The sequence below is a fragment of the Mesorhizobium sp. WSM4817 genome (genome assembly GCF_055811135.1).
Genome location: NZ_JBVVQQ010000001.1, coordinates 332236 through 353969 on the forward strand (window position 1 = coordinate 332236; position 21734 = coordinate 353969).

Here is a 21734-nt window from a genome sequence, read left to right on the forward strand (position 1 = left end):
GACATTGCTTGTCCCTCTCCGAATGCCGCTTCACACACCCTTATAAAGTGCCGCCCCCTGCATGAGAACGATGACCTTGGCCCCAACCTTGACGCGTGATGCCAGGTCGGTGATGTCGTCGTTCCGCATCCGGATGCAGCCTGATGACACGTCGAGCCCGATCGTCCACGGCTCCGGCGTGCCGTGTATCCGGTAGATCGTGTCCTGGTCGCGCTCATACAGATAGAGCGCCCTGGCGCCGAGCGGGTTGTCGGGCCCTCCCGGCATGCCTCCCGCATGTTTGACAGCATTCGGATCGCGAGCGACCATTTCGGCCGGCGGCGTCCAGGTCGGCCATTCCGCCATGCGGCCGACGCGCACGATTCCGGCCCATCCAAAGCCTTCCCGGCCGACGCCAATACCGTAGCGCACGGCGCGCTGACCCGGCTGCACAAGGTAGAGAAAATGCTGGTTGCCGTCGATGATGATCGTACCGGGCGCTTCCGCGGTGCGGAACTTGACCATCTGCGGGCGAAACGCCTCTGGCACTTGATTATGCGCGGCATAGTATTTGCGCGCCTTGGCGCGGTCATAGTCCACCCATTTGCGGGTTTTCGGATCGAAAACCTGGGTTCCGGCAGCCAGCGCCGCCACCGCGACAAGACCGAGCGCTACCGCGACAATTGCCGTCAGGCAGCGCCGCTGGAGAGCGGTGCGTCCCGCGATCGTCAGCTTTCCGGTCATGGATTTGCCCACCCTTGCACCCGAGCGCCCTGCGCGGCGACCCATTGTTTGGCGTACTCGTAAGCATCCTGGCGCTCCACCTGGAGCGCATAACTCATCTTGGTGGCGTCCTCGGGCTTGAGGGCGACCCGTTCCAGGAACGCGACCACCTCAGGATATTTCTTGCGCAGCGAGGTGGCGTAAGCGATGTGGAAATGTGCCGTATCCCATGACACCGGCGCGCTGGACTTCGAGACCCAGAGCGGGTCCTCGGAAGGCAGCACGATCTTCCACTTTGCCGGGTCAAAAGGCGGCTCGGCAAGCCGGACAATTTCGTGCAGTTCAAACACGTGATGCGGCGCATAGCAGGCAAACACCATCGGATGAGCCGTGGCAACCGCGGCATCGACAGCCGCCATTCCGACATCCTCCGGCGTCTCCAGCAATGTCATTGTCTCGGCGTAGCCATAGCTGTTGGCGCGGACACGCTCGATCGCCGTCGAGGACCAACCCTCGGCGCCAATCCAGAGTTCTCCGCGTCCGTCCCGATCCGTGTCCAACGCGGCGGTTTTGCGCGGGTCGGTGAGATCCGAAATGTCGCGGATGCCAAATTTGTCGGCAGTTTCGCGGGTGGCGCATATGCCCTGCCATGCCGGCACACCGATGGGACTGATGGCTACCGTGCCGGCGCCGTCGACATACTTCTTCAGCAGATTGTCCAGGTTGGGCAGCCAGATTTCGGGATGAATATCCACCTCGCCCGAATCGAGGCCGGCAAAGGCAATGAGCGTCCCCATCTCGCGCACATCGGCATCGAGCCCGAAATGTTGCTTCAGGCTGACCTTGAGAATGTTTGCCGTCGCCTGGCCCGACGGCCAGTTCGGCATTGCAATGACGAGATCAGCCGCGTGGACCGGAACCGCCAGCATCGTCAATGCCGCCAGCGACATTCTCCGCAGGCACTGCCGAAATCGGTTGTGCATTTCTTTCCCCTCGTTTCGGTGCCGAAAAGAACCGGGACGGGAACAATCTGTCACGGCAAGCACCGGGTTGTGACAGCAGCCCAATGGTCTGACGGCAACTGCTGAAGGTGCAGCAGTGCATTCGCCAAGGAGAGCGCCGTCACATGCCGCCTCTGCACGCTACTCGATGACATTTCGTATGGGAAGATGCTCAGACACGGCCGCCGCGCGACAACCTCAGAGATCTCCGCAGGCATGCGCCTTAAGAACCAGGGGCGTATCAGGACGCCTTGTTGGGTGAGGTCATTCGCAAGGCGACTGCTTTGTGTAGCAGCTGATGACCCGGAAACCTAAGGTTTCCAGGAATCAAGAGCTTACAAAGGGATTGGTGCCAGAAGAGGCGTCGCATTCAACTCGTAACTACATGTAATTAGTAGGAAATATGCAATTCGAGTTTTCCGGTACCAACAAAAAGACCAACAAAACGAATTTCGTCAGCCATTTCGTTTGTCTTCGTGCATGGCCATCGCACATGCGACAGCACGCCGCACGCCGACACTAGGTTAAGTGGCCCGGCAGCTTTGTTTTCCATTCGCTGACAAGGATCAGCGTGCCTTCTATAGTTTCGCCGCCCGTCTGGACGAGGCCCAGCGTCCCGGTCGGGACGGTCTGGTCCCAGGCGAAGCTCTTCGACATCACGTCGGCACGTCGCTTGTATGCCGTGTCGACGCCATCAGGCGGCATTTTTGCTCAGATATTCAAGCACTCGCCTGACTGTGTGGGCGTCCGGTTCGCCAACGGATTGCGGGCGCACGTTCCCAGGTTGTCGCATGGCGTCGAAGATTTCGGCCTGCCTGTGATTCGCTACGGTGCCGTAACTGGTGAATGTCGTCAGCACGTTTTCATGACCTAGATTCTGGCTCCAAGCCTTGAATGCTTCGGGCGACGGGCAAACCCGTTCGCCTAGCATAGCCAGGGTGTTCCGGAAACTGTGCGGGTTGAAATAGGGCAGGCCCGCCCGCTCGAATGCCGCCTTGAAGATCACACGGATCGCAGCCGCGCTTTTCCAGTGCTTGCGGTCCAGTCCGCCATTCTGGAACCCGCCGCTCAGACCCAGAGTCACCTTTGTCGCCGGAAACAGCGGATCGTCCGGACCGCATTGCTTTTCGTTTTCAAGCCACGAGATCCATTCCGCCACGACGGCTTCGACATCGGCACCGACCGGAAAGAACCATGTGGTGAACGTCTTGCGGTTCTTCGTCCGCACGTCCCGCGCGTCTTGAAACACGGTGCGCCTGGCGAGATCGACATGCTTGATCGACATGGACGCAAGCGCGTTGTCGCGCGCGCCGGTGAGAAGCGTGAAGGCGATCAGCGCTCGGTCTCGCTTTTGGACATCGCTTGCGGTCGGCATGGAATCAAGCACGCGTTGGATTTGCTCGACGCTGGCGATCGGCCTTTGCCGCACCGCCTTGGCGATGCGATCGTCATTGGCGGACGTATTAAAATATTCGGCGTCGGAATAGGTGAGCTTCGACCTGAAGCCTGATTGCCCAGCCAGCCATTGAAAAAACGCTTTCAGCGCCGCGAGCCGGGAAGAAATCGTCGCCTTGGCCAGCGGCTTTCCCGTTTCGGAATTCATCCGTTCGGCCAGTTGCCGCTTGTATTTTTGCGCCCATTCGATTCGGAACTGGCGAAAATCGCGATGTCCGGTCGCGGCTTCGAAATCGGCTATCGCCGCCGCGACCTGATCGACGCTCGATTCCGAAAGCCGCTTGGCGTCTTTCATGAACTCGAAATAACGTCGCTTCGTCCGCTCGTTTTCGGGATGATGCTTACGCATGGTTTTCCGGCTCCTTCTGCAAGTGATCATTCGTGGAGTGTTGGCCGCTATCATTTATGGGTAGCGGCGCTTCCACGATGGTCACGTCCAGAAAACCGCGAATTGCCTCTAGCTGGGCATGCGAGGTGCGCCGATGCATGAGGCTTCCGCATTCCGGGCAGAGCGCGCGAAGGTTGCCCGACTTCGCGTTGATCGCCACGAATTCTGCCATGCCACCGTCTGGCTGTCGCGCGTCGCGGCATTTGACGCAATAGCAAGTCCCCGGCGGACAGGCACGCTTCGGACGGGCTTGTCTGGCCATGTGGTCGGCAAGATCAGCGCCAAGGATCAGGATGGGCTTGCGGTCCCGGATCGCCGGCATGCCCTTGTCGAGCCAGCGCCGCACCGTTCCCTTGGCCGCGCCGATCGTTCGGGCGGCCTCGTCGATCGTATAGCTGCGATGGATTTTGACCTTGCGCCGATCAAGCCGGTGCCGCCCCATCGTCAGGCGACTCCGCGATTGATCAGCGCGCGAATGTCATCAACGCGCCAGGCCGTTATGCGCGGGCCAAGCTTGACCGGTTTGGGAAAACGTCCGTCCTTGACGCCTGCCCACCATGTGGACTTGCTGACAGGGATCGGACCGTTGGGCGAAAGGATGGATGCAAGCCGCATAAAGCCGGTCGCGGGAAGCTCAATGACGTTCGACATGGTGCCGCCTCGTGCTGTTGAAGGTGAGGCGGTTCTAGGAAGTATGACTCGAGTCGTGGCCGAACTCGGTTAAGGCCAACCGAATTCGGTTTCAGCGATCCCGATCCGTTTGGTCGCCGGGAAGCAATTGCTTGGCTTCGGCCAGATATTTCCGGACTGTGTCTTCGTCCATGGCCAGACCGATGAGTGCCAGATCGCCCGAGATTTCCTTTGCGGTCGTGCTTCGACCGGATTTTGGATCGAAGCTATAACCTTTGATCGCCATGCCGATAACCAGCTTGAGAAAACTGTCACGTTCGCGAGCGCCTAGCGGCTTTTGGCGCGGGGTCGATAACGTCCGTTCCATGTCAGCGAGCATCGCCGTTAGACTTTCGATCCGGTTATCCTTCAAGCCAATCAATTCATCCCTCTGGGCCAATAACCCATTGTAGCCCTCGGTGAGTGTTGAGATCGATTGAGAATGGTCGGCCATAGCCGCCATCAGCGCCGAATGCTTCTCTTTGACCAAAGCTTGGGCGCTTTGAGCCACCTCATTCGCTTGATCATAGAGCGTCTTCCAGTCGGCAATTTGTATCCCCAGTCCTTTAACTGCGGCGACCAATTCGGCCGGAACGGAGAAATTGGTTCGGCCTGCCCAAGCTAGAAATGCCGCAGGGGTAGTGGATTCCCATAGCTGACCCATTACCTTTGCGCGCATGGCTAATTCCCGCCTTGCTGCATATTGGGCTGCGAAGGCCGAAACGCTGGCGTTGGATTGAATGTGCTTCCAACTGAGATGTCGCGGTTCACGCTTTAAGGATAGTGAGACCGCTTCATCGATCGTCCAGAAGGAGATCGTTGACCAATAATCGAAATCAACGAGAACGGAGTGTGGCTGGTTGAAACTGCGTTGCCTCTCCTCAGACTCTAGGCGTTCCACGAGGCGTTTAGTCTCTGCGGCCTTTGCCTGTTCTAGTGAAGCCGCGAAATCTTCTGGCGAACTGCTCAAGAGCTGGCGTCGATACTCCTCCACTTCTTTCGAAATGTCGCGATCCTGCAAGGTTTTAGATACATCCGCCAGCGTTCTTATGCTGAACGCTGCCAACTGCGGGAACTTCCAATTCAAGATGTATTGGATTGGATCGGATTTCCATAAGGGTTGGATTATCGCCATGCCTTTAGCAGCCTCCCTAGAGCCGATAGTCTGGCAAAGTGGACAGGCAAAAACTAGCGGCATTTTCGCATCGTTAAGTTGAGCCAAGGGGGGCTGCCGCTGGTGGCCGAGATGGATGGAATCTTGCCATTCGTCTCGTCGATGCGAACGAGCAACTAGCGCCAACTACGGACATCGCCAAGCCACCGCTCGGACGTCGCGTTTGGGGCCGATAGCAGACCGGCAGCTTCGGGCTGCGAATATTCAAGAGCGGCCATTCAGGTTGGTGTGGGCATGGTCGTGACCTGACCCAATCGCGACCATCAGCGCGTCCAGCTCAAAGGTCTGGAGTGGCCCGCACAGCTGACCTATCAAAGCGCCCCAGCGATCGTGCCGCCCAAAGCGGCTGGCCCGCGACCTCAGCGGCTAGGTAAAGCCAATGGGACCCTCGCTAATCGCAGCTCGGCTGTTTGGGTCCCGCGAATTGCCGCTCGAAAAACCACACCTGCTGTCCAAGACGAGCTGCCCGCACGGAAGGCGACACCTGAAGGCCAAGGGGGTGCCGTCCGCCATCGCGCGCCATCAGTCCTTCTCATCGAGAAGCTGGCTTCGTATGTGCATCAGCTCTTTTTTTCGCGCTTCGCTGACCGCCGGCATCCGTAGATCGAGCCTCTCAAAAGCCCCCGCGATCACCAGCGAGACAGCAAGCCGGGCGAACCATTTGTTGTCGGCAGGAATGACGAACCAGGGAGCCCACTCCGTGCTAGTATTTTCCAGCATATCCTCGAATGCCTTTTGGTAGTAGTCCCAGTATTTTCGTTCTGCATAATCCGCCGGTGAAAACTTCCAGTTCTTTTCGGGCTCGTCTATCCGCGCTAAGAAGCGCTTCTTTTGCTCCTCCTTGGAGACATTAAGAAAAAACTTCAAAACGATTGTGCCGTTTTGCCGCAAATATTTTTCAAAATTGTTTATTTCCTTGAACCGGCGTTGCCATATATCTCCTTTGCGAGCGCTCGGCGGAAGCTTTTGCTTTTCAAGCAGTTCCGGGTGAACCCTGACGACCAGAACATCCTCGTAGTAGGATCGGTTAAAAATGCCGATCATGCCGCGCCCCGGCAGCGCTTTTGATGCGCGCCAAAGGTAGCCATAATCTAGATCTTCCGCCGATGGCGCCTTGAAGCTGGTAACCTGGCAGCCCTGCGGATTGATCCCGGACATGACATGGCGGATCGCGCCATCCTTGCCCGCCGCATCCATGGCTTGAAAGATGATCAACAAAGCGTAGTTATCCTGGGCATAGAGGACTTCCTGCATCGCCGACAGTCGCTCGACGTTTGCCGCCACTTTCTCGAGCGCCCCGGCCTTGTCGTCATAGCCGCCGGTGAAATCCGGGTCGAAATCCTTCTTTAGCGAAACCGCCTTTCCGGGCTCCACTGCAATATCCCGGAAACGGAAGCGTACCCGGCCGCTGTCCCCCACGGGGATCTCATGCTTCTTGTCAAAATCCACATCCAGTTTCATCTTATCCTCCGCCATGACATGCTCCTATTTGGGCGACCGCAGTCGACGTTCTGTTGTGCCGCGCCGCAAACCATGAAGACGATCAACCAGGCCGCGGAGCGAGCGGCGAACTAAGCCAAACTTGTGGTATATTGACAAGGACTGGACGGATGTCGAATGCAATGGAGCCTCGGCCAAGACGCTGTGGTCGGGTCGAAACCCGAGCGAGTGAACATGCCGCTCGTCGAGGCACGATCTCAGCTTTCGAGAGCCGCTCAAACAGCTCCGGGAAAGGGATCGAAGATGACCATATATGTGGCCGAGATATCGGGACGAGCAATCTTCGCTTTTGACGCGGCAGGCGATGATGAGGCAAGGGCGCGGCTGGCGGACAGGGCATTCCAGCGGGACCTGCATGTATTCCAGAATGAAGGTCGTTCGCTCTGGGATGGCGTCTCCGAAATCCATTTGCGCAGGGCGCGCCCCAATGAGGCCGAAACCTGGAAGGCTAGCCGCGTGACGGCTGGGGACGCGGACAGTCCTAGTGATGGCATTGACTGGCGCGTCTTCCTGGTCCCGGTCGTCGATCCTTCCAAGTTCGATGATGACGAAAAAGATCACGACGACGATCCCGATGGGTATGACAATGGCGATTGAAAACACTGCCGACAATGTATTCGACAAACCAAAGGCATCGTGTTCGAGGATCATCCTAAATGCAGCGCCACGTCGGTGTTTGGGACCGAAAAGGCGAAACAGGCTGCGATGCACCCCGACTGGATCAAGGAAAACGTGGCGGGAGCGGACGAATTGAGCATGACCGCTGTTCTCATCACGCCGTGCGTTAAGGCTGGGATTGGTGCGAAGCCCGCACTGAAGAAGGTGCTTTACTGGTCTGTCGATGATTTTCAGAAATGGGCCAAGAAGGCCGTCCGGACAGTCAGGGATCTGAACGCGAAGCGGCCGCCGCACAGCGATCTCTTCTGGAAGGACGAAGCAAGTGATCGCCTCCACAAGGACGGGTTGACTCAGACCACGATTATCGAACGCCTGGAAGCGTTCGGGGCGCCGGACTTTTCAACAATATCGGCCGAGAGAGGACACTCCACTGTAGGGAGCGGCTGTGCAAAGCGCACAATCTACAGACGGCGGCAAGCGACACAGCGACGCATTCCCGACGGGATTGTCAGACTTGCCGCCTGGTTTCACTCTGCGGCCGGGCCGGTTCGTGGATCCAGCCGCAGCGATTCAGGCGTCCCAGCCTGCTCGACCGGCAGTGTCCTGAACGCCTCCTTGGCAGCCTGCGATACCGGAGCGCGGCTCCTGATGCTGACCAGCGCGTATACGGCGAGCAGAGTGTGCGCGAGAGCGGTAGCGAGGAACAAGCTCTCGGGCCGCATCTCGGCCATCAGCACGGCCCCCAGCACCGGCCCGACCATCGTGCCGAAGCCATAGAACAGCAGCAGACCGCTCGACACCTTGACGAACTCCTCTGGACGGGCGCGGTCGTTGGCATGTGCCACTGCGACCGAATAGAGGGTGTAGGCCAGGGCACCGTAGGCCGCGGTGGTAACTATGACCAATGCGGCCGACCGCGGCTGGAGGACGAAGACGAGGAGCGCGAAGACGGCCGCTCCGACCGCCGCACCGGCTAGCACATGGCGGCGGTCGGTGATATCGGACAGCCGGCCCACCGGAAACTGGAGAGCGGCACCGGCGAGAACAACTGCGCTTGCCATCACTGCAATACCCGTGTTGCTGATACCGATGCGGGCACCATAGACGGCTCCGAGCGTTCCCCAGGCTCCGTTGGCAACGCCGGTCAGGAAACAGCCGATCAGGGCGAGCGGTGAAGTGGCATAGATACCTTTCAGATCGAGGGCGACATCCTCTAGCGGTTTTGGCGTCGCTGCCGATGACACTGCCGTCGGGATTAAGGCGAGGCAGAAGAAGATCCCGGCGACCATGAACAGCGACGCGTTCCTCACGTCTCCCAAGACGACGATCATCTGGCCGGCCACGAGCGAGGCATATGAGACAATCATGTAAAGGCCGAAGACGGTGCCCCGGCTCTCATTGGTCGCCTTCTCGTTTAACCAGCTCTCGACGATCATGTAAGCGCCGGCCATCACGAAGCCAGTGAAGGCGCGCAGAACAATCCATACGTACTGGTCAACCATCAGGCCGGTGAGCAGCGCGACGATTGCGCCAGAAGCCGCAAAGGTGCCGAATGCGCGGACGTGCCCGATCTGGCGGACAAGCCGAGGTGCCAAGATGCAGCCGGCGACGAAACCGCCCGCCCAGGCGGTTCCGAGTAACCCAAGGGACGCAGTCGAGAACCCCTCCGCCTGCCCGCGCAGCGGCAAGAGCAAGCCATGCAACCCTGTTGCTGCAAGCAGGAAACCCGTGCCGCGAAGAAGCGACAGGATGGGGCGGTAGCCGAGAGGTAAGAGGTAACCTAGCATCTTCCGATAGGGCACAACAGCTTTGATGCCCCCACTAAACTGGCCGCGCCCGCCTAATGTCAACGCATGAGGCCTACATCGGTCCGCTTTCCCCCTTGAGCGGTCACTGCCGCCTCGCGATAAGAAGGTCCACTTGGGGTCAATTTACGTCGTAGAACGCTTGTGAGGGCTTCTCATCCCGATCGCTCGGGAGTGCGTCTGATGGAGGAAACCGGCTGGTGCGCCCTGCTACGCTCGCCGGTGACCGGAAGATTTCATAAACAACCACTTAGAAGTTGCTTCTCATTCTCCTGTGAGCACAGCCTTTGCTGGTGGCATCGGTATTGACGCCTGCCAATCTCGACAGGGTGCATTCCACGCTGTCGAAGGTCACGACGGCGAAAACGCGGGCAGGACTCAAGAGAGAGGACTGGCTAGGCGCCGCGGCTGTTTTTGTTCTGGTGTTCGGCTCTACGATGCCCATCATTGTTCCGTTCCTGCTTGTGCAGGATGCCCGAACTGCGCTTCGGATCTCAAACTCAATCGCCATTGCGATAATGCTGATCGCTGGTTACGCGTTCGGACACCTAGTAGAATACCGGCCGTGGTGGACGGCCGGTTCCATGGTTTTGCTCGGTTGCCTGTTGGTTGCGCTGACCATCGCGTTAGGCGGTTGAGGGACCGCGGCTGGTCGGCTGCACACGTGCTGTTCTGTCGGACAGATCGCAGCGGGCGAACCCGACGCTCCAACCTGCGGCATCAACACCGTGCCATGGCCTGTTTCCTCGATTGCCGTAACTTTCGCCTCGTTCCTTGTCAGGTCCACCAATTCGTGCCAATCTAGCAGCATGAGGGCGTAGATACCGGGCGACCCGCGGCCAAAGCTGCCATTCGCCACATAGCGTTGAGATCGTCAGCGCAGCGAACGCCGCCGCGACTACGATCTCTGGTTAACTTCAAATCTATAGCACCAAGACGCCAACGTTGTTAACATAGTTTATAGCCAACCGCCTGCTAGACCTCTATCAGGCTTGCAGATACGCACGGCTGCTGCTGTCGGCGTGTAGTCCACAACGATTCGGCCGATGAAGGTCAAATTCAGGATGCATGTACCCTTCACATCACTCTATTTCTGCGATAAGCTTGAAGGTTATATCGAAGATTATCTCGAAAATTAGCTCGAATCTCACCGAAATCTTGGGCCCCAGGGTGGGTTAAGCCATGCGTGAAGTTCAAGCATTCCCAATTGCGATCATCGACGAAGACTACGAGGGCAAGAGCGCTGCCGGTCGCGGGATGCAACAGCTTGCTGCCGCGATCGAGAAAGAGGGATTCCGCGTGGTCGCTGGCGTATCGTACGAGGATGCCCGGCGGCTCGTCAAAATCTTCAATAACGAATCGTGCTGGTTGATCTCCGTAGACGGCTCGGAGAACGCCGAGACGCGGTGGCAGGTCCTCGAGGAGGTGTTGGCGTCCAAGCGCAGTCGCAACGATCGACTGCCGATCTTCCTCTTCGGCGACGAACTCACCGCCGAGATGGTTCCGACCAGGGTCCTGAAGCACGCCAATGCCTTCATGCGGCTGTTCGAGGACTCGCCTGAGTTCATTGCGCGGGTCATCGTGCGCGCGGCGCAGCTCTACCTCGAGCGCCTTCCACCGCCGATGTTCAAGGCGCTCATGGAATACACTTTGCAGGCCAGCTACTCCTGGCACACGCCCGGTCACGGCGGTGGTGTGGCTTTCCGCAAGAGTCCGGTCGGTCTGCTCTTCTACGAGTTCTTCGGCGAAAACACCTTGCGGTCCGATATCTCCGTATCGGTCGGCAAGCTTGGATCGCTCCTGGACCACACCGGTCCCATCGCGGAAGGCGAGCGTAACGCTGCGCGAATCTTCGGAGCGGACGAGACATTGTTCGTCGTGGGCGGTACATCCACGGCCAACAAAATCGTCTGGCACGGAACCGTTAGCCGTGGCGATCTGGTTTTGTGCGACCGTAACTGTCACAAGTCGATACTGCACTCATTGATCATGACGGGTGCAACGCCGATCTATCTTGTGCCGTCCCGTAACGGCTTGGGCATCATTGGTCCGATATCCAGGGACCAGTTCACGCCACAGTCGATCAAGAAGAAGATCGCGGCGAGTGAGTTTGCCAAGGAGACCGACGGCAAGGTCCGCCTGATGGTGATGACCAACTCAACCTATGACGGTCTTTGCTACAATATCGATGCGGTAAAGCAGACCATTGGCAATTCCGTCGAGATACTTCATTTCGACGAGGCTTGGTACGCTTACGCCAATTTCCACGAATTCTACGATGGCTATCACGGCATCTCGTCGGCCAGTCCTGCGCGTTCGGCCAACGCGATCACCTTCGCAACCCACTCGACACACAAGCTGCTGGCTGCCTGGTCGCAGGCGTCCATGATCCAGGTACAGCATGCCGAGAAGAAGCGGCTGGACATGGCCCGCTTCAACGACGCGTTCATGATGCACACCTCGACCTCGCCGCAATACGGCATCATTGCTTCCTGCGATGTCGCCGCGGCGATGATGGAACAACCTGCAGGCCGGGCTCTCGTGCAGGAAACCATTGAGGAGGCGCTCAGCTTCCGCCGCGCAATGGCGGCCGTCAGAAAGCAGGTCCACGGTTCATGGTGGTTCGACGTCTGGCAGCCTGATGCCATCGCTGAGCTGCCTGCCGGGACAAGGTTCGAGTGGGTCCTGAAACCAGGTGATCCTTGGCACGGCTTCGAGGGTCTGGCTGACAATCATGTACTCGTGGACCCGATCAAGGTCACCATCCTCAGCCCGGGCCTGTCGGCGAATGGCTACATGCAGGAACATGGCATCCCTGCTGCCGTGGTCGTCAAGTTCTTGTCGGCGCGACGCATCGAGATCGAAAAGACAGGACTCTATTCTTTCCTGGTGCTGTTCTCGATGGGAATCACCAAGGGCAAGTGGAGCACGCTGGTGACGGAGCTGCTCAATTTCAAGGAACTATACGATGCCAATGCGCCTCTGAAGGGTGTGCTACCGGCGCTCATCGACGCGCATCCGGGGGCTTATGGAAAAATGGGCCTCAAGGACCTGTGCGATCAGGTTCACAAGATCTATCGCGAAGACAATCTACCCAAGGCGCAGCGCGAGATGTACACGACGTTGCCCGAGATGGCGATGCGGCCCTGCGATGCCTATGAAAGCCTCGTGCGCGGCCGTGTGGAAAGCGTTGAGATCGACGCGCTGATGGGACGAACGCTTGGCGTAATGGTGGTGCCGTACCCGCCAGGCATACCTTTGATCATGCCTGGTGAACGTATCACCGAGGCAACCAAGTCGATCTACGACTATCTGCTCTACGCTCGGGACTTCGACAAGAAGTTTCCAGGCTTTGAAACCGACATTCACGGGCTGCGCTTCGAGCCTACTACGGAGGGAAGACGCTACCTGATTGACTGCATTGCGAAAGGGGTAGCCAAATGATCCCTCGTGACGTCAGATCCCCGACTGCCGCGATCCCATTCCACAAACTACTCAAGATCGTCGCGATCGTTGACGACAGCAATCCCCTGACGAAGAATTTGCTCGAGCAGATCGCAGCCGATGGCTTCGAGATCGAGATCGCTGACAGTCCCAACCGCGACGTTTCCGAGGATGCCTCCGTCGGGGCCTACATTGCATCCATCGACGGCGATCGACTCGAAGGTGCGCGCAGCCTGGCGAGGGCGGTGAGGGCAATTGGGTTCCGTACGCCGCTGTGGGCGCTGGCCGATGCGCACCAGCTCGCTGACATGGCGGTACTCATCCAGACGGGCGAGGTTGACGGCTATATCTACCTCGGTCAGCAGACCCCGGCCTTCTACGCCAAGCAGGTGGTCGCCAGCCTGCTGATGTACGGAAAGACGCTGTTGCCCCCATTCTTCGGGGGGTTGATGGCTTATGACGGCGAGGCCAACATAGCCTTCGACTGCCCGGGACATCAGGGCGGTCAGTTCTACCAGAAGTCCCCGACCGGCCAGCTGTTCTTCAAGCATTTCGGCGAGAACATCTTTCGCAACGACTTGTGCAACGCCGATGTTGATCTCGGAGATCTCCTCATTCACGAGGGCCCGGCCGTAGAAGCACAGCGCTACGCCGCACGGGTATTCGGCGCCGACAAGACCTACTTCGTCCTCAATGGCACGAGCACCTCCAACAAGATCGTGGCAAACGCCGCTCTCAAGCACGATGATCTGGTTTTGTTCGATCGCAACAATCACAAATCGCTACACCAGGGCGCACTGGTCCAGGCCGGCGCGATCCCCATCTTCCTGCCGACCGCCCGCAATTCCTTCGGCATGATCGGCGCCGTCGACTGGAATGCTTGGGACGAAGACTATCTCCGCGAGCAAATCCGCACCAATCCTCTCGTAAAGGATCCTGACCGGCACAGGGCGGAACGCCCCTTCCGGCTCGCGTGCATTCAACTCGCAACCTACGATGGCACCGTCTACAATGTCCGCAAGGTCATGGAGAAAATCGGTCATCTCTGCGACTACATCCTCTGGGACGAAGCGTGGATCGGCTACAATGCCTTCCACCCCCTTTTCGAAGACCATAGCCCCATGCGCCTGGAGGACCTTGGGCCGCAGATGGCGGGTCTTTTCTCCACGCAATCCGTTCACAAGCAGGGCGCGGGCTTCTCGCAGGCATCGCAAATCCACAAGCGCGACCAGCATATCAGCGGCCAGCGCCGGTTCATCGAGCACAAGCGGTTCAACGAATGCTTCCTGATGAACGTGTCGACGTCGCCGTTCTATCCGCTGTTCGCCTCGCTGGAGGTAAACGCGAAGGTGCACGAAGGCAAGGCCGGCGAGATGCTTTGGGATCGTTGCATCGCGCTCGGGATCGACTGCCGCAAAAAGCTGCGCGAATTCTGCCGATTCTACGAGGATAACGGCGAGGGCGACGAAGAGAAATGGTTCTTCGACCCGTTCGTACCCGACAAGGTGACGATCCGCGGCTCCGCCATAACCCCGGACGTTGAGGCTGCTCCATGGGAGAGCCTTCCCACGGACGTGCTTAAGCGCGAGCAGCAATGCTGGAATTTCCATCCGGAGGCCACGTGGCACGGCTACTCAGGCTATGTGGACGGCTATGCGATGGTCGATCCCAACAAGCTGGCGCTGGTGACGCCTGGGATTGATCGGAGGACCGGCGACTATTTGAACTTCGGCGTGCCCGCGACGGTTGTGGCCAACTATCTGCGTGAACAGCGCGTCGTGCCGGAAAAGTGCGATCTCAACAGCATACTCTTTCTCATGACACCGGCGGAGGACGAGAGCAAGCTCAACACGCTGATTGCGAAACTCGTCAAGTTCAAGAACCTATGGGATCGCGATGCGCCGTTGCCCGAGGTCCTGCCGACCGTGTGCGCGGCGAACAGCCAACGCTATGCCGGCTATACGATCCGCAAGATCTGCAATGAGATGCACGACTTCTATCGTGCGGCCAACGTCAAGGGACTTCAACTGCAATGCTTCAGGGCGTCCAGCTTCCCTGAACTCGCGATGCCTTCCAAGAAGGCTTACGAGGCGCTCGTCGCGAACGATGTCGACTATATACCTCTGGCCAACATCAAAGACCGGATATCGGCCACGCTTGCGCTGATTTACCCGCCTGGCATCGGCGTCGTCGTGCCCGGCGAACGCTGGGACGAGAGAGCCCGTCCGATGCTCGACTACTTCCTTGCTTTCGAAGAATCGTTCAATCGGTTTCCTGGATTCAACTACGAGGTTCAGGGCGTTTTCCAGGAAAAGATCGACGGCCGTATTAAGTTTCACACTTACGTGGTCCGTGAATAACGGCCAGGGCGAGGAACTGGGGAGGACTGGCTATGCCTGAACAGCCGAAACGAATGAACTTGGTCCAGCTGACCTTCATCGTCGCTGTGAATATGATGGGGTCCGGCATCATTATGCTGCCGACGAACATGGCAAAGGTTGGTGCGATATCGCTGCTGTCCTGGATTGTGACAGCAGTGGGATCGATGGCGATCGCGTACGGGTTCGCGCAGGCGGGCCTGTTTAATCAGCGTCCTGGCGGCATGTCGGCCTATGCCGAAGATGCTTACGGGAAGCCAGGCTACTTTTTGGTGTTCCTGCTCTACTTCCTTTCGCTGGCCATTGGAAACGTGGCGATTGGCATCTCCGCCGTCGGCTACCTGGCCGGCTTCTTCCCGGTGCTTTCGTCGACCCCGATAGCAACCTGCATCGGACTTATCGCACTGCTTTGGTTGACTACCGTTGCAAACTTCGGCGGCCCGAGCGTCACAGGAAGGATTGGCGCGATTACGGTCTGGGGCGTGATCATTCCAGTTGCCGGAATATCCATCATAGGCTGGTTCTGGTTCAGCTCAGAGACCTTCGCGCAGGCATGGAATCCGAACGGGCTTTCGCTCGCGGAAGGCATGGGATCGAGCATTGCCCTGACGCTATGGGCCTTTCTGGGCATGGAATCGGCCGCGCAGAATTCGGCTGCGGTGGAGAACCCGAAGCGCGACGTCCCGTTGGCATGCCTGTTCGGGACCTTGGGCGCGGCGGTAATCTATATTCTATCCACGACCGTGATCCAGGGCATCGTGCCAAACGCCGACCTAGCCCAGTCAACCGGCCCGTTCGCGCTGGCATATGCGCAGATGTTCAATCCGTTTATCGGAAACATTGTCATGGCGCTTGCAATTCTTGCCTGCCTCGGCTCGCTGCTCGGCTGGCAGTTCACGATCGCCCAGACCGGAAAGTCGGCTGCCGACGAACGCATGTTCCCCGCATTCTTTTCCCGAGTAAACAGCATGGGTGCGCCGGTCACAGGAATGATCGTTCTCGGCGTCGTGCAATCGCTGCTGGCACTGATGACGATCTCGCCTACGCTGAGCGAGCAGTTCTCGGCTCTAGTGAATCTCGCGGTCGTGACGAACGTGATTCCTTACATCATCGCTCTGTCTGCGCTCATAATGATGATGAAGACCGCCAACATTGCCGGGACAAAGTACCGGGCAAATGTCGCTGTTGCTTTAGTGGCCATGCTTTACAGCACCTATGCTCTCTACGCATCAGGGCACGAGGCTGTCATGGGCGGCATGCTGGTGACGGCGCTTACCTTTATCATTTGGGGCTTTATCGCGCCTCGCTTCGCGACCAGGCAGCGCGAGGCGGTCGAACCAACCACGGCCCCTTGACTGCCGGGGAGCAAGGCCCTCGAGAGGAGACTAAACATGCAATGCGCCCAACAGTTTTCATTGCGGCATCATAGCCACCGGCAGACCTTGCTAGTCCTGGCAGTCGCGTTTGCGTTGGGGCTTTTGTATACGGTTCCATCCCCAGCCGCCACGCTGGACCGCATCCGCGAGGCGCACAAGCTCTTGCTCGGCTACCGGCCGGACGTGCGGCCGTTCTCGTTTGCGGAGCAATCGGGTGGTCCCGCCGGCTATTCGGTTTCGTTGTGCCAAAAGATTGCCGAAGAGATCAGAGCCGAGCTCAATCTTTCTGACCTGGAGATCGAATGGGTGCCTGTGACTGTCGGGGAGGGTTTCGATCCAGTCGTGCAGGGCAAGGTCGATCTGCTGTGCGGACCGGACGCGGTCACTCTTGAGAGACGAAAGACTGTCTCGTTCTCGATTCCGATCTATCCGTCCGGAGTAGCCGCGATGCTCAGGGCGGATGCTCCCCCGGCTCTGAGGGATGTGCTGGAGGGCCGCCCTCCGTCGGGACCGATCTGGCGCGCCTCGCCGGCTCATATTCTCGAGGAGCAGACCTTTTCCGTCGTGGCCGGCACGAGCGCGGAAACCTGGCTCTCAGAGCGCCTCAAACACTTTCAGATTCCCGCGGAGGTCGTTCCAGTCGAGAGCTTCGAAGCCGGCGTGCGTGGCCTTCTGGAAGGCGCCACGGATGTCTTCTTCGGGCCCCGGCCGATCCTGGTAGAGACCACAGCGGAAATTGAAGAGAAGGACAGCTTGATGATTTTGCAGAGGTTCTTCACCCATGAGCCCGTCGCGCTCACGCTGGCAAGGAACGATGACGATTTTCGGCTGTCTGTCGATCGTTCGCTCAGCCGGCACTTCAGGTCCAGTGAGTTCCAAGACACCTACGCGAAATGGTTCGGCGCGCCGGACGAGGCGGTCCTGACTTTCTTCCTTCAAAGCGCATTGCCGGATTGATGGCGCTCGGAGACATGATCTGGTACAATAATAACACAAGGATACGCGAATGCGGTGATGCGGTATGGCTGCCGTGTTTACACCATCGTGTAGGGGCGTATTCTGGAATGGGGTGGCTTGAAAACACGATTACAGGGGAACGACATGGCCGCATTTGTTCGTAACATTTCCCGTACTGTCTATGCCACAATATTCTCACGATCAATGGTTGCAATTCCTTTCATACTGCTGTCAGCAAACACGCAGGCAGTTGAGCAGGAAATCGCGCCCACAGCTCCCCCTCCGCCGCCTCTCGCGGCCACTCCGGGGGTCCCCTTCGACGTTGCGTTTGGCATCGCCTTGACGACCGACTATGTTTCGCGCGGTATAACCAACTCCAACAGCGAACCTGCAATCCAAGGCTATGTCGAGCCTAGTATCGAACTACCGACGATAGGCACGGCATATGTGAATGTGTGGTCGTCCAACGTCGACTATGGCGAAGGTTTTGAAGGAGCAGAGATCGATGTCGCCGCAGGTATCAGGCCGGAATTCGGTCCGCTGTCGCTCGATCTTGGTTACGTTCACTACTTCTATACACCGGAGCATGTTAGCCCCGATTATGGGGAAATTTTCGCTAAGGCCGACTACAACGTCGAAGACATGTTCACTATTGGCGGCCGCGTATTTTTTGCCCCCGACTTCAACCAGAGTGGAAATACAGCTACCTGGGTTGCCGGCGGCGTGAGGGTACCTTTGCCGCATGACTTCTCGGCGTATGCTGGCATCGGCTACCAGTTCATCGATGATCCCGACGCATTCGAGCAACTCGCATGGATGGCCGGCATCTCGTACAGCTGGAAATCGCTGACCCTCGATGTTCGTTACTGGGGCACCGATCTTTCCGACGAGGGCTGCACGGCTCGCAGCGGCTTCTCCGATGGTTGCGATGACAGGGTGGTGGCGACCATTTCCTTCGATACGAGCTGGTCGGCGGTGAGGGACTGGTTATCTGACAAGTAGCCTGTCTGCTTTGACAAAGGCCTAGCAAGTCGCAGTTTTGGCGGCATCTGGGTAAGCGGAATCGACAACACGTCGAAACAGTCAACGCGGTTGGATGAGCGGAACTTCGAGGTTCCAGGCAGGCCCGAGCGAAGGGCGATCATCGTATTTCAAGGTCTTTGAACCGGCACTGTGACCACTGCTAGCAGGGATTGAGCGCTTCCTTGACAACGCAAGCACCGGACCCGACCAAAAGTGCACCTGCCGCAGGGCCTGCAGTTGCTGTGGCGGAGCACGGTCTCACGACCGGAAAAAGCCTTGGTATGGCGGCGTGTACGGCTATCGTGGTCGGCAACATGGTCGGGTCGGGCTTCTATCTGTCGCCCGCGGCCCTCGCTCCCTATGGCAACCTCGCCATTGTCATCTGGATCGTGATGGGTGCAGGAGCGATCTGCCTCGGCCTGACCTTCGCGAAACTGGCGCGATTAGCGCCCGCAACCGGCGGACCCTACGCTTACACCCGCTTGGCTTACGGCGACTTCCCTGGCTTTCTGGTTGCTTGGGGTTATTGGATATCGATCTGGGCGTCACTGCCAGTAATCGCCATTGCCCTTGCCGGTTCGGTCGTCGACCTGTTCCCGATTCTGCGGGGGAGGACGATGATCGTTGTCTTTACCCTCGGTGCGATCTGGGTTGTGGTCCTGATCAATCTGCGAGGTGTCAAAGCTGCCGGCCTCGTGTCTCAGGTAATGACTTACGCCAAGCTGGTGCCGTTCGGTGCAGTAGCTGTTATTGGTCTGCTCTACATAGACACGTCGCATTTCAGCGAGTTCAATCCGAGCGGCCAGCCGTTGCTGCAAGCCACTGCCGCGCTGGCGCCGCTGACCATGTTCGCCTTCCTTGGGCTTGAATCTGCGACCGTCCCGGCTGGCGACGTTCGCAATCCCGAGCGCACGATTCCTCGTTCGACGGTGCTGGGAATTGTGATCGCGGCGACCCTCTACGTGTTCGGAACGATTGTGGTGATGGGCGTGTTGCCGCGGCACGAACTCGTCCATTCGCTCTCGCCGTTCTCCGATGCAGCCCGAGCGATGTGGGGGCCTGCAGGCGAGATTTCGATCTCCATCGCCGTGATCCTGTCATCTATCGGCGCCCTTAATGGCTGGACCTTGCTGATGGGGCAGGTGCCGATGGCGGCAGCGCGCGATGGGCTATTCCCACCCTTGTTCGGCAACCTTTCGCAGCAAAACGTGCCGGCGATCGGAATCGTGGTCTCGGCCGTGTTGGCGACGCTGCTCATTCTCGTTCAGGCCATAGGCGCGGAGGGCTTCTCGGCGTTCTACAATCTGGTCGTCGGCTTGAGCACGATGGCTGCAGTCATCCCTTACGCGTTCTGCGCACTAGCCGGCAGCCTGGTTTCAGCTCGCGTCAGCGGCGGCGTGCATGTTCCCCGTGTGACGATCGTAGAGATCGTAGCCTTCCTATTCGCCATGTTCACGCTCTACGGCTGCGGGGCAGAGCCCGTTCTTTACGGACTGGTGCTCTTGCTGTTGGGCATTCCTGTGTTTGTCTGGCAACGACGGCGCACAGGCGCGATTGCCATGTAGGAACAGATTGTAGAATGTATGAGCTTGCGAGACATCTTTTCTTCAACGGCGAACGCGCTGGTGTTTTCGAACGTTCTGGCCTCGATCCTCGTGGCGATGAATTTTGCACAAGGGCTGGTGGGCGCGTTCAACACCATCATCCTGCTTGCGGTGATGTCGAGCCTCCTGCCCTACGCGCTCTGCTCGCTCGCCGAGCTTATGATCCTGATTCGGACTGGCCGGACAGTGGCTGGCGCCGGCGTCACCAAGGTCGCGATACTGGGCGGCGTTGGCTTCACCTGTTCGCTCTGGGCGATCTATGGCGCGGGGGCCCAAACAGTCTTTCTCGGTTTCCTGCTCGTTCTCGTGGGAATTCCCATTCACGTCCTGATCAAATGACGCAATGCCCGCGCCGGAGCCCACGGGGCCGCCGGTCTCAAGTAAGGGAGGTTCGACTATGCAACTCGGTGTTCATTCGGAAATCGGCAAGCTCCGCAAAGTGATGGTGTCGCGCCCGTCGCTGGCGCACGAAAGGCTGACGCCGGGTAACTGCCACGATCTCTTGTTCGACGACGTGATCTGGGTGCAGAAGGCACGATCCGATCATGCCGACTTCGTACTTAAAATGAAGGACCGCGGCATCGAGGTTTACGACATCCAAGACCTGCTGACGGAAGTCTTCGACACGGTGCCGGAGGGTCGTAAGTTCGTTCTGGACCGGAGAATAACGGACAATCAGGTCGGTCCCACGCTCTCGCGAATCCTGCGACCATGGCTCGACGAACTGGACGGTCATGCCCTCGCGCGGCACCTGCTCGGCGGAATTGTGCGCGATGACCTACCGGCCGACATGGTGACGCCCATCATGCAAGAGGTGCTGTCAGCGAGCGAGTTTATGGTCCGGCCTGTCCCGAACGCGCTGTTCCAGCGCGACCCGTCCTGCTGGATCTATGGCGGAGTGACCTGCAATCCGATGTTCTGGCCGGCGCGCCAGCCCGAGACGCTTTATCAGCGGGCCGTCTACAAGTTCCATCCCCTTTTCACGAAGAACGAATACGAGATCTGGTGGGGCGACAGCGACGAGGACTGGGGCAATACCAGCATGGAGGGCGGCGACGTCATGCCGATCGGCAAGGGGGTGGTGCTGATCGGCATGGGCGAGCGCACCACACGGCAGGCGGTGAACCAGGTCGCCAACCGGCTGTTCGCCAAGCAAGCCGCCGAACGCGTTATCGCCTGCGTCATGCCGAAATCGCGGGCGGCGATGCATCTCGACACGGTGTTCACCTGCCTCGATCACGACAAGGTAACCGCCTTCCGCGAGGTAGTCGATGAGATCAACTGCTTCTCGCTGCGTCCAGGCGGCGATGCCGGTCTCGAGATCCATAAGGAGAACAAGCACCTGTTCGATGTCTATAAGGAGGCGCTCGGGCTCGACGACCTGCACGTCATCGGCACCGGAGGCAACGCGTTCGAGCAGGAGCGGGAGCAATGGGACGACGGCAACAACGTCGTCGCGCTCGAGCCCGGGGTCATCATCGGCTACGACCGCAACACCCACACCAACACGCTGCTGCGCCGCGCAGGCGTCGAGGTCATCACCATCGGAAGCCAGGAACTCGGCCGCGGCCGCGGCGGTGGTCACTGCATGACCTGCCCGATCCTGCGCGACCCTGCCTACTGAGCCTTCGCCAACCAAT

At 58.8% G+C, this 21734-nt stretch carries 19 protein-coding genes; 10 read left to right on the plus strand and 9 right to left on the minus strand.

The genetic code is table 11. The features are described from left to right. Positions 1-30 precede the first annotated feature (30 nt). From AC0L2K_RS01590 to AC0L2K_RS01625, 8 genes are all read right to left on the minus strand, one after another. Positions 31-723 carry a L,D-transpeptidase gene (locus AC0L2K_RS01590; RefSeq protein WP_473530422.1) on the minus strand — a complete coding sequence of 231 codons (693 nt, stop codon included), beginning with the start codon at positions 721-723 and terminating at the stop codon, positions 31-33. After that, positions 720-1685, minus strand: coding sequence for an ABC transporter substrate-binding protein (locus tag AC0L2K_RS01595; protein WP_473530423.1), 966 nt, complete (start codon positions 1683-1685; stop codon positions 720-722). Before AC0L2K_RS01595 ends, AC0L2K_RS01590 begins: the two co-directional genes overlap by 4 nt. A gap of 537 nt (positions 1686-2222) precedes the next feature. Further along, positions 2223-2408 carry a hypothetical protein gene (locus tag AC0L2K_RS01600; protein WP_473530424.1) on the minus strand — a complete coding sequence of 62 codons (186 nt, stop codon included), beginning with the start codon at positions 2406-2408 and terminating at the stop codon, positions 2223-2225. Then, positions 2398-3507 (minus strand): tyrosine-type recombinase/integrase, encoded by a 1110-nt coding sequence (locus AC0L2K_RS01605; protein WP_128245737.1) that lies wholly within the window; start codon positions 3505-3507, stop codon positions 2398-2400. Before AC0L2K_RS01605 ends, AC0L2K_RS01600 begins: the two co-directional genes overlap by 11 nt. Further along, on the minus strand, positions 3500-3988 hold the full coding sequence (locus tag AC0L2K_RS01610; protein WP_128245736.1) for a helix-turn-helix domain-containing protein: 489 nt from the start codon (positions 3986-3988) through the stop codon (positions 3500-3502). Before AC0L2K_RS01610 ends, AC0L2K_RS01605 begins: the two co-directional genes overlap by 8 nt. A gap of 2 nt (positions 3989-3990) precedes the next feature. Further along, positions 3991-4197, minus strand: a complete 207-nt coding sequence (locus AC0L2K_RS01615; RefSeq protein ID WP_473530425.1) for a helix-turn-helix transcriptional regulator — start codon at positions 4195-4197, stop codon at positions 3991-3993. 91 nt (positions 4198-4288) lie between these two features. Beyond that, positions 4289-5350 carry a hypothetical protein gene (locus tag AC0L2K_RS01620; RefSeq protein ID WP_128245734.1) on the minus strand — a complete coding sequence of 354 codons (1062 nt, stop codon included), beginning with the start codon at positions 5348-5350 and terminating at the stop codon, positions 4289-4291. Between the two features lie 561 nt (positions 5351-5911). Continuing rightward, complete coding sequence (locus tag AC0L2K_RS01625; RefSeq protein ID WP_473530426.1) at positions 5912-6865, minus strand: polyphosphate kinase 2 family protein; 954 nt, start codon at positions 6863-6865, stop codon at positions 5912-5914. Positions 6866-7132: 267 nt separating this feature from the next. Between AC0L2K_RS01625 and AC0L2K_RS01630 the strand changes: the two genes are divergently transcribed. Continuing rightward, a complete protein-coding gene (locus AC0L2K_RS01630; protein ID WP_473530551.1) occupies positions 7133-7486 on the plus strand; it encodes a hypothetical protein in 354 nt (117 codons plus the stop codon). Between the two features lie 548 nt (positions 7487-8034). On the opposite strand, the gene AC0L2K_RS01635 is transcribed toward AC0L2K_RS01630, so the two are convergent. Next, positions 8035-9294: an MFS transporter gene (locus AC0L2K_RS01635; RefSeq protein WP_128245895.1), complete on the minus strand. Its 1260-nt coding sequence runs from the start codon at positions 9292-9294 to the stop codon at positions 8035-8037. Between the two features lie 311 nt (positions 9295-9605). Here AC0L2K_RS01635 and AC0L2K_RS01640 point away from each other — a divergent pair, with 311 nt between their 5' ends. From AC0L2K_RS01640 to arcA, 9 genes are all read left to right on the plus strand, one after another. Continuing rightward, complete coding sequence (locus AC0L2K_RS01640; RefSeq protein ID WP_288141994.1) at positions 9606-9950, plus strand: VIT1/CCC1 transporter family protein; 345 nt, start codon at positions 9606-9608, stop codon at positions 9948-9950. A 544-nt stretch (positions 9951-10494) separates the two neighbouring features. Continuing rightward, positions 10495-12756, plus strand: coding sequence for an Orn/Lys/Arg family decarboxylase (locus tag AC0L2K_RS01645; protein ID WP_473530427.1), 2262 nt, complete (start codon positions 10495-10497; stop codon positions 12754-12756). Next, a complete protein-coding gene (gene speC / locus AC0L2K_RS01650; RefSeq protein WP_473530428.1) occupies positions 12753-15116 on the plus strand; it encodes an ornithine decarboxylase in 2364 nt (787 codons plus the stop codon). The genes AC0L2K_RS01645 and speC overlap by 4 nt, the downstream gene beginning before the upstream one ends. 32 nt (positions 15117-15148) lie before the next feature. After that, the gene (gene potE, locus AC0L2K_RS01655; RefSeq protein ID WP_128245729.1) at positions 15149-16489 is read left to right on the plus strand and encodes a putrescine-ornithine antiporter; all 1341 of its coding nucleotides are present in this window, start codon (positions 15149-15151) and stop codon (positions 16487-16489) included. Positions 16490-16525: 36 nt separating this feature from the next. Beyond that, on the plus strand, positions 16526-17467 hold the full coding sequence (locus AC0L2K_RS01660; RefSeq protein WP_473530429.1) for an amino acid ABC transporter substrate-binding protein: 942 nt from the start codon (positions 16526-16528) through the stop codon (positions 17465-17467). Between the two features lie 144 nt (positions 17468-17611). Continuing rightward, positions 17612-18469: a TorF family putative porin gene (locus AC0L2K_RS01665; RefSeq protein ID WP_128245727.1), complete on the plus strand. Its 858-nt coding sequence runs from the start codon at positions 17612-17614 to the stop codon at positions 18467-18469. A 302-nt stretch (positions 18470-18771) separates the two neighbouring features. Continuing rightward, a complete protein-coding gene (locus AC0L2K_RS01670) occupies positions 18772-20055 on the plus strand; it encodes an amino acid permease (protein WP_128245894.1) in 1284 nt (427 codons plus the stop codon). Positions 20056-20115: 60 nt separating this feature from the next. Then, on the plus strand, positions 20116-20433 hold the full coding sequence (locus tag AC0L2K_RS01675; protein ID WP_128245726.1) for a hypothetical protein: 318 nt from the start codon (positions 20116-20118) through the stop codon (positions 20431-20433). Positions 20434-20491: 58 nt separating this feature from the next. Then, positions 20492-21718 carry an arginine deiminase gene (arcA, locus tag AC0L2K_RS01680; RefSeq protein ID WP_473530552.1) on the plus strand — a complete coding sequence of 409 codons (1227 nt, stop codon included), beginning with the start codon at positions 20492-20494 and terminating at the stop codon, positions 21716-21718. The last annotated feature ends 16 nt before the right edge of the window (positions 21719-21734 follow it).

Excerpts from the sequence above, each read along its gene's own strand:
- AC0L2K_RS01615 (WP_473530425.1), bottom strand. The coding sequence starts at position 4,197 with ATGTCGAACGTCATTGAGCTTCCCGCGACCGGCTTTATGCGGCTTGCA.
- AC0L2K_RS01625 (WP_473530426.1), bottom strand. The coding sequence starts at position 6,865 with ATGGCGGAGGATAAGATGAAACTGGATGTGGATTTTGACAAGAAGCAT.
- AC0L2K_RS01600 (WP_473530424.1), bottom strand. The coding sequence starts at position 2,408 with ATGCCGCCTGATGGCGTCGACACGGCATACAAGCGACGTGCCGACGTG.
- speC (WP_473530428.1), top strand. The coding sequence starts at position 12,753 with ATGATCCCTCGTGACGTCAGATCCCCGACTGCCGCGATCCCATTCCAC.
- AC0L2K_RS01590 (WP_473530422.1), bottom strand. The coding sequence starts at position 723 with ATGACCGGAAAGCTGACGATCGCGGGACGCACCGCTCTCCAGCGGCGC.
- AC0L2K_RS01645 (WP_473530427.1), top strand. The coding sequence starts at position 10,495 with ATGCGTGAAGTTCAAGCATTCCCAATTGCGATCATCGACGAAGACTAC.
- potE (WP_128245729.1), top strand. The coding sequence starts at position 15,149 with ATGCCTGAACAGCCGAAACGAATGAACTTGGTCCAGCTGACCTTCATC.
- arcA (WP_473530552.1), top strand. The coding sequence starts at position 20,492 with ATGCAACTCGGTGTTCATTCGGAAATCGGCAAGCTCCGCAAAGTGATG.
- AC0L2K_RS01605 (WP_128245737.1), bottom strand. The coding sequence starts at position 3,507 with ATGCGTAAGCATCATCCCGAAAACGAGCGGACGAAGCGACGTTATTTC.
- AC0L2K_RS01610 (WP_128245736.1), bottom strand. The coding sequence starts at position 3,988 with ATGGGGCGGCACCGGCTTGATCGGCGCAAGGTCAAAATCCATCGCAGC.
- AC0L2K_RS01595 (WP_473530423.1), bottom strand. The coding sequence starts at position 1,685 with ATGCACAACCGATTTCGGCAGTGCCTGCGGAGAATGTCGCTGGCGGCA.
- AC0L2K_RS01635 (WP_128245895.1), bottom strand. The coding sequence starts at position 9,294 with ATGCTAGGTTACCTCTTACCTCTCGGCTACCGCCCCATCCTGTCGCTT.
- AC0L2K_RS01665 (WP_128245727.1), top strand. The coding sequence starts at position 17,612 with ATGGCCGCATTTGTTCGTAACATTTCCCGTACTGTCTATGCCACAATA.
- AC0L2K_RS01630 (WP_473530551.1), top strand. The coding sequence starts at position 7,133 with ATGACCATATATGTGGCCGAGATATCGGGACGAGCAATCTTCGCTTTT.
- AC0L2K_RS01660 (WP_473530429.1), top strand. The coding sequence starts at position 16,526 with ATGCAATGCGCCCAACAGTTTTCATTGCGGCATCATAGCCACCGGCAG.
- AC0L2K_RS01670 (WP_128245894.1), top strand. The coding sequence starts at position 18,772 with ATGGCGGCGTGTACGGCTATCGTGGTCGGCAACATGGTCGGGTCGGGC.
- AC0L2K_RS01620 (WP_128245734.1), bottom strand. The coding sequence starts at position 5,350 with ATGGCGATAATCCAACCCTTATGGAAATCCGATCCAATCCAATACATC.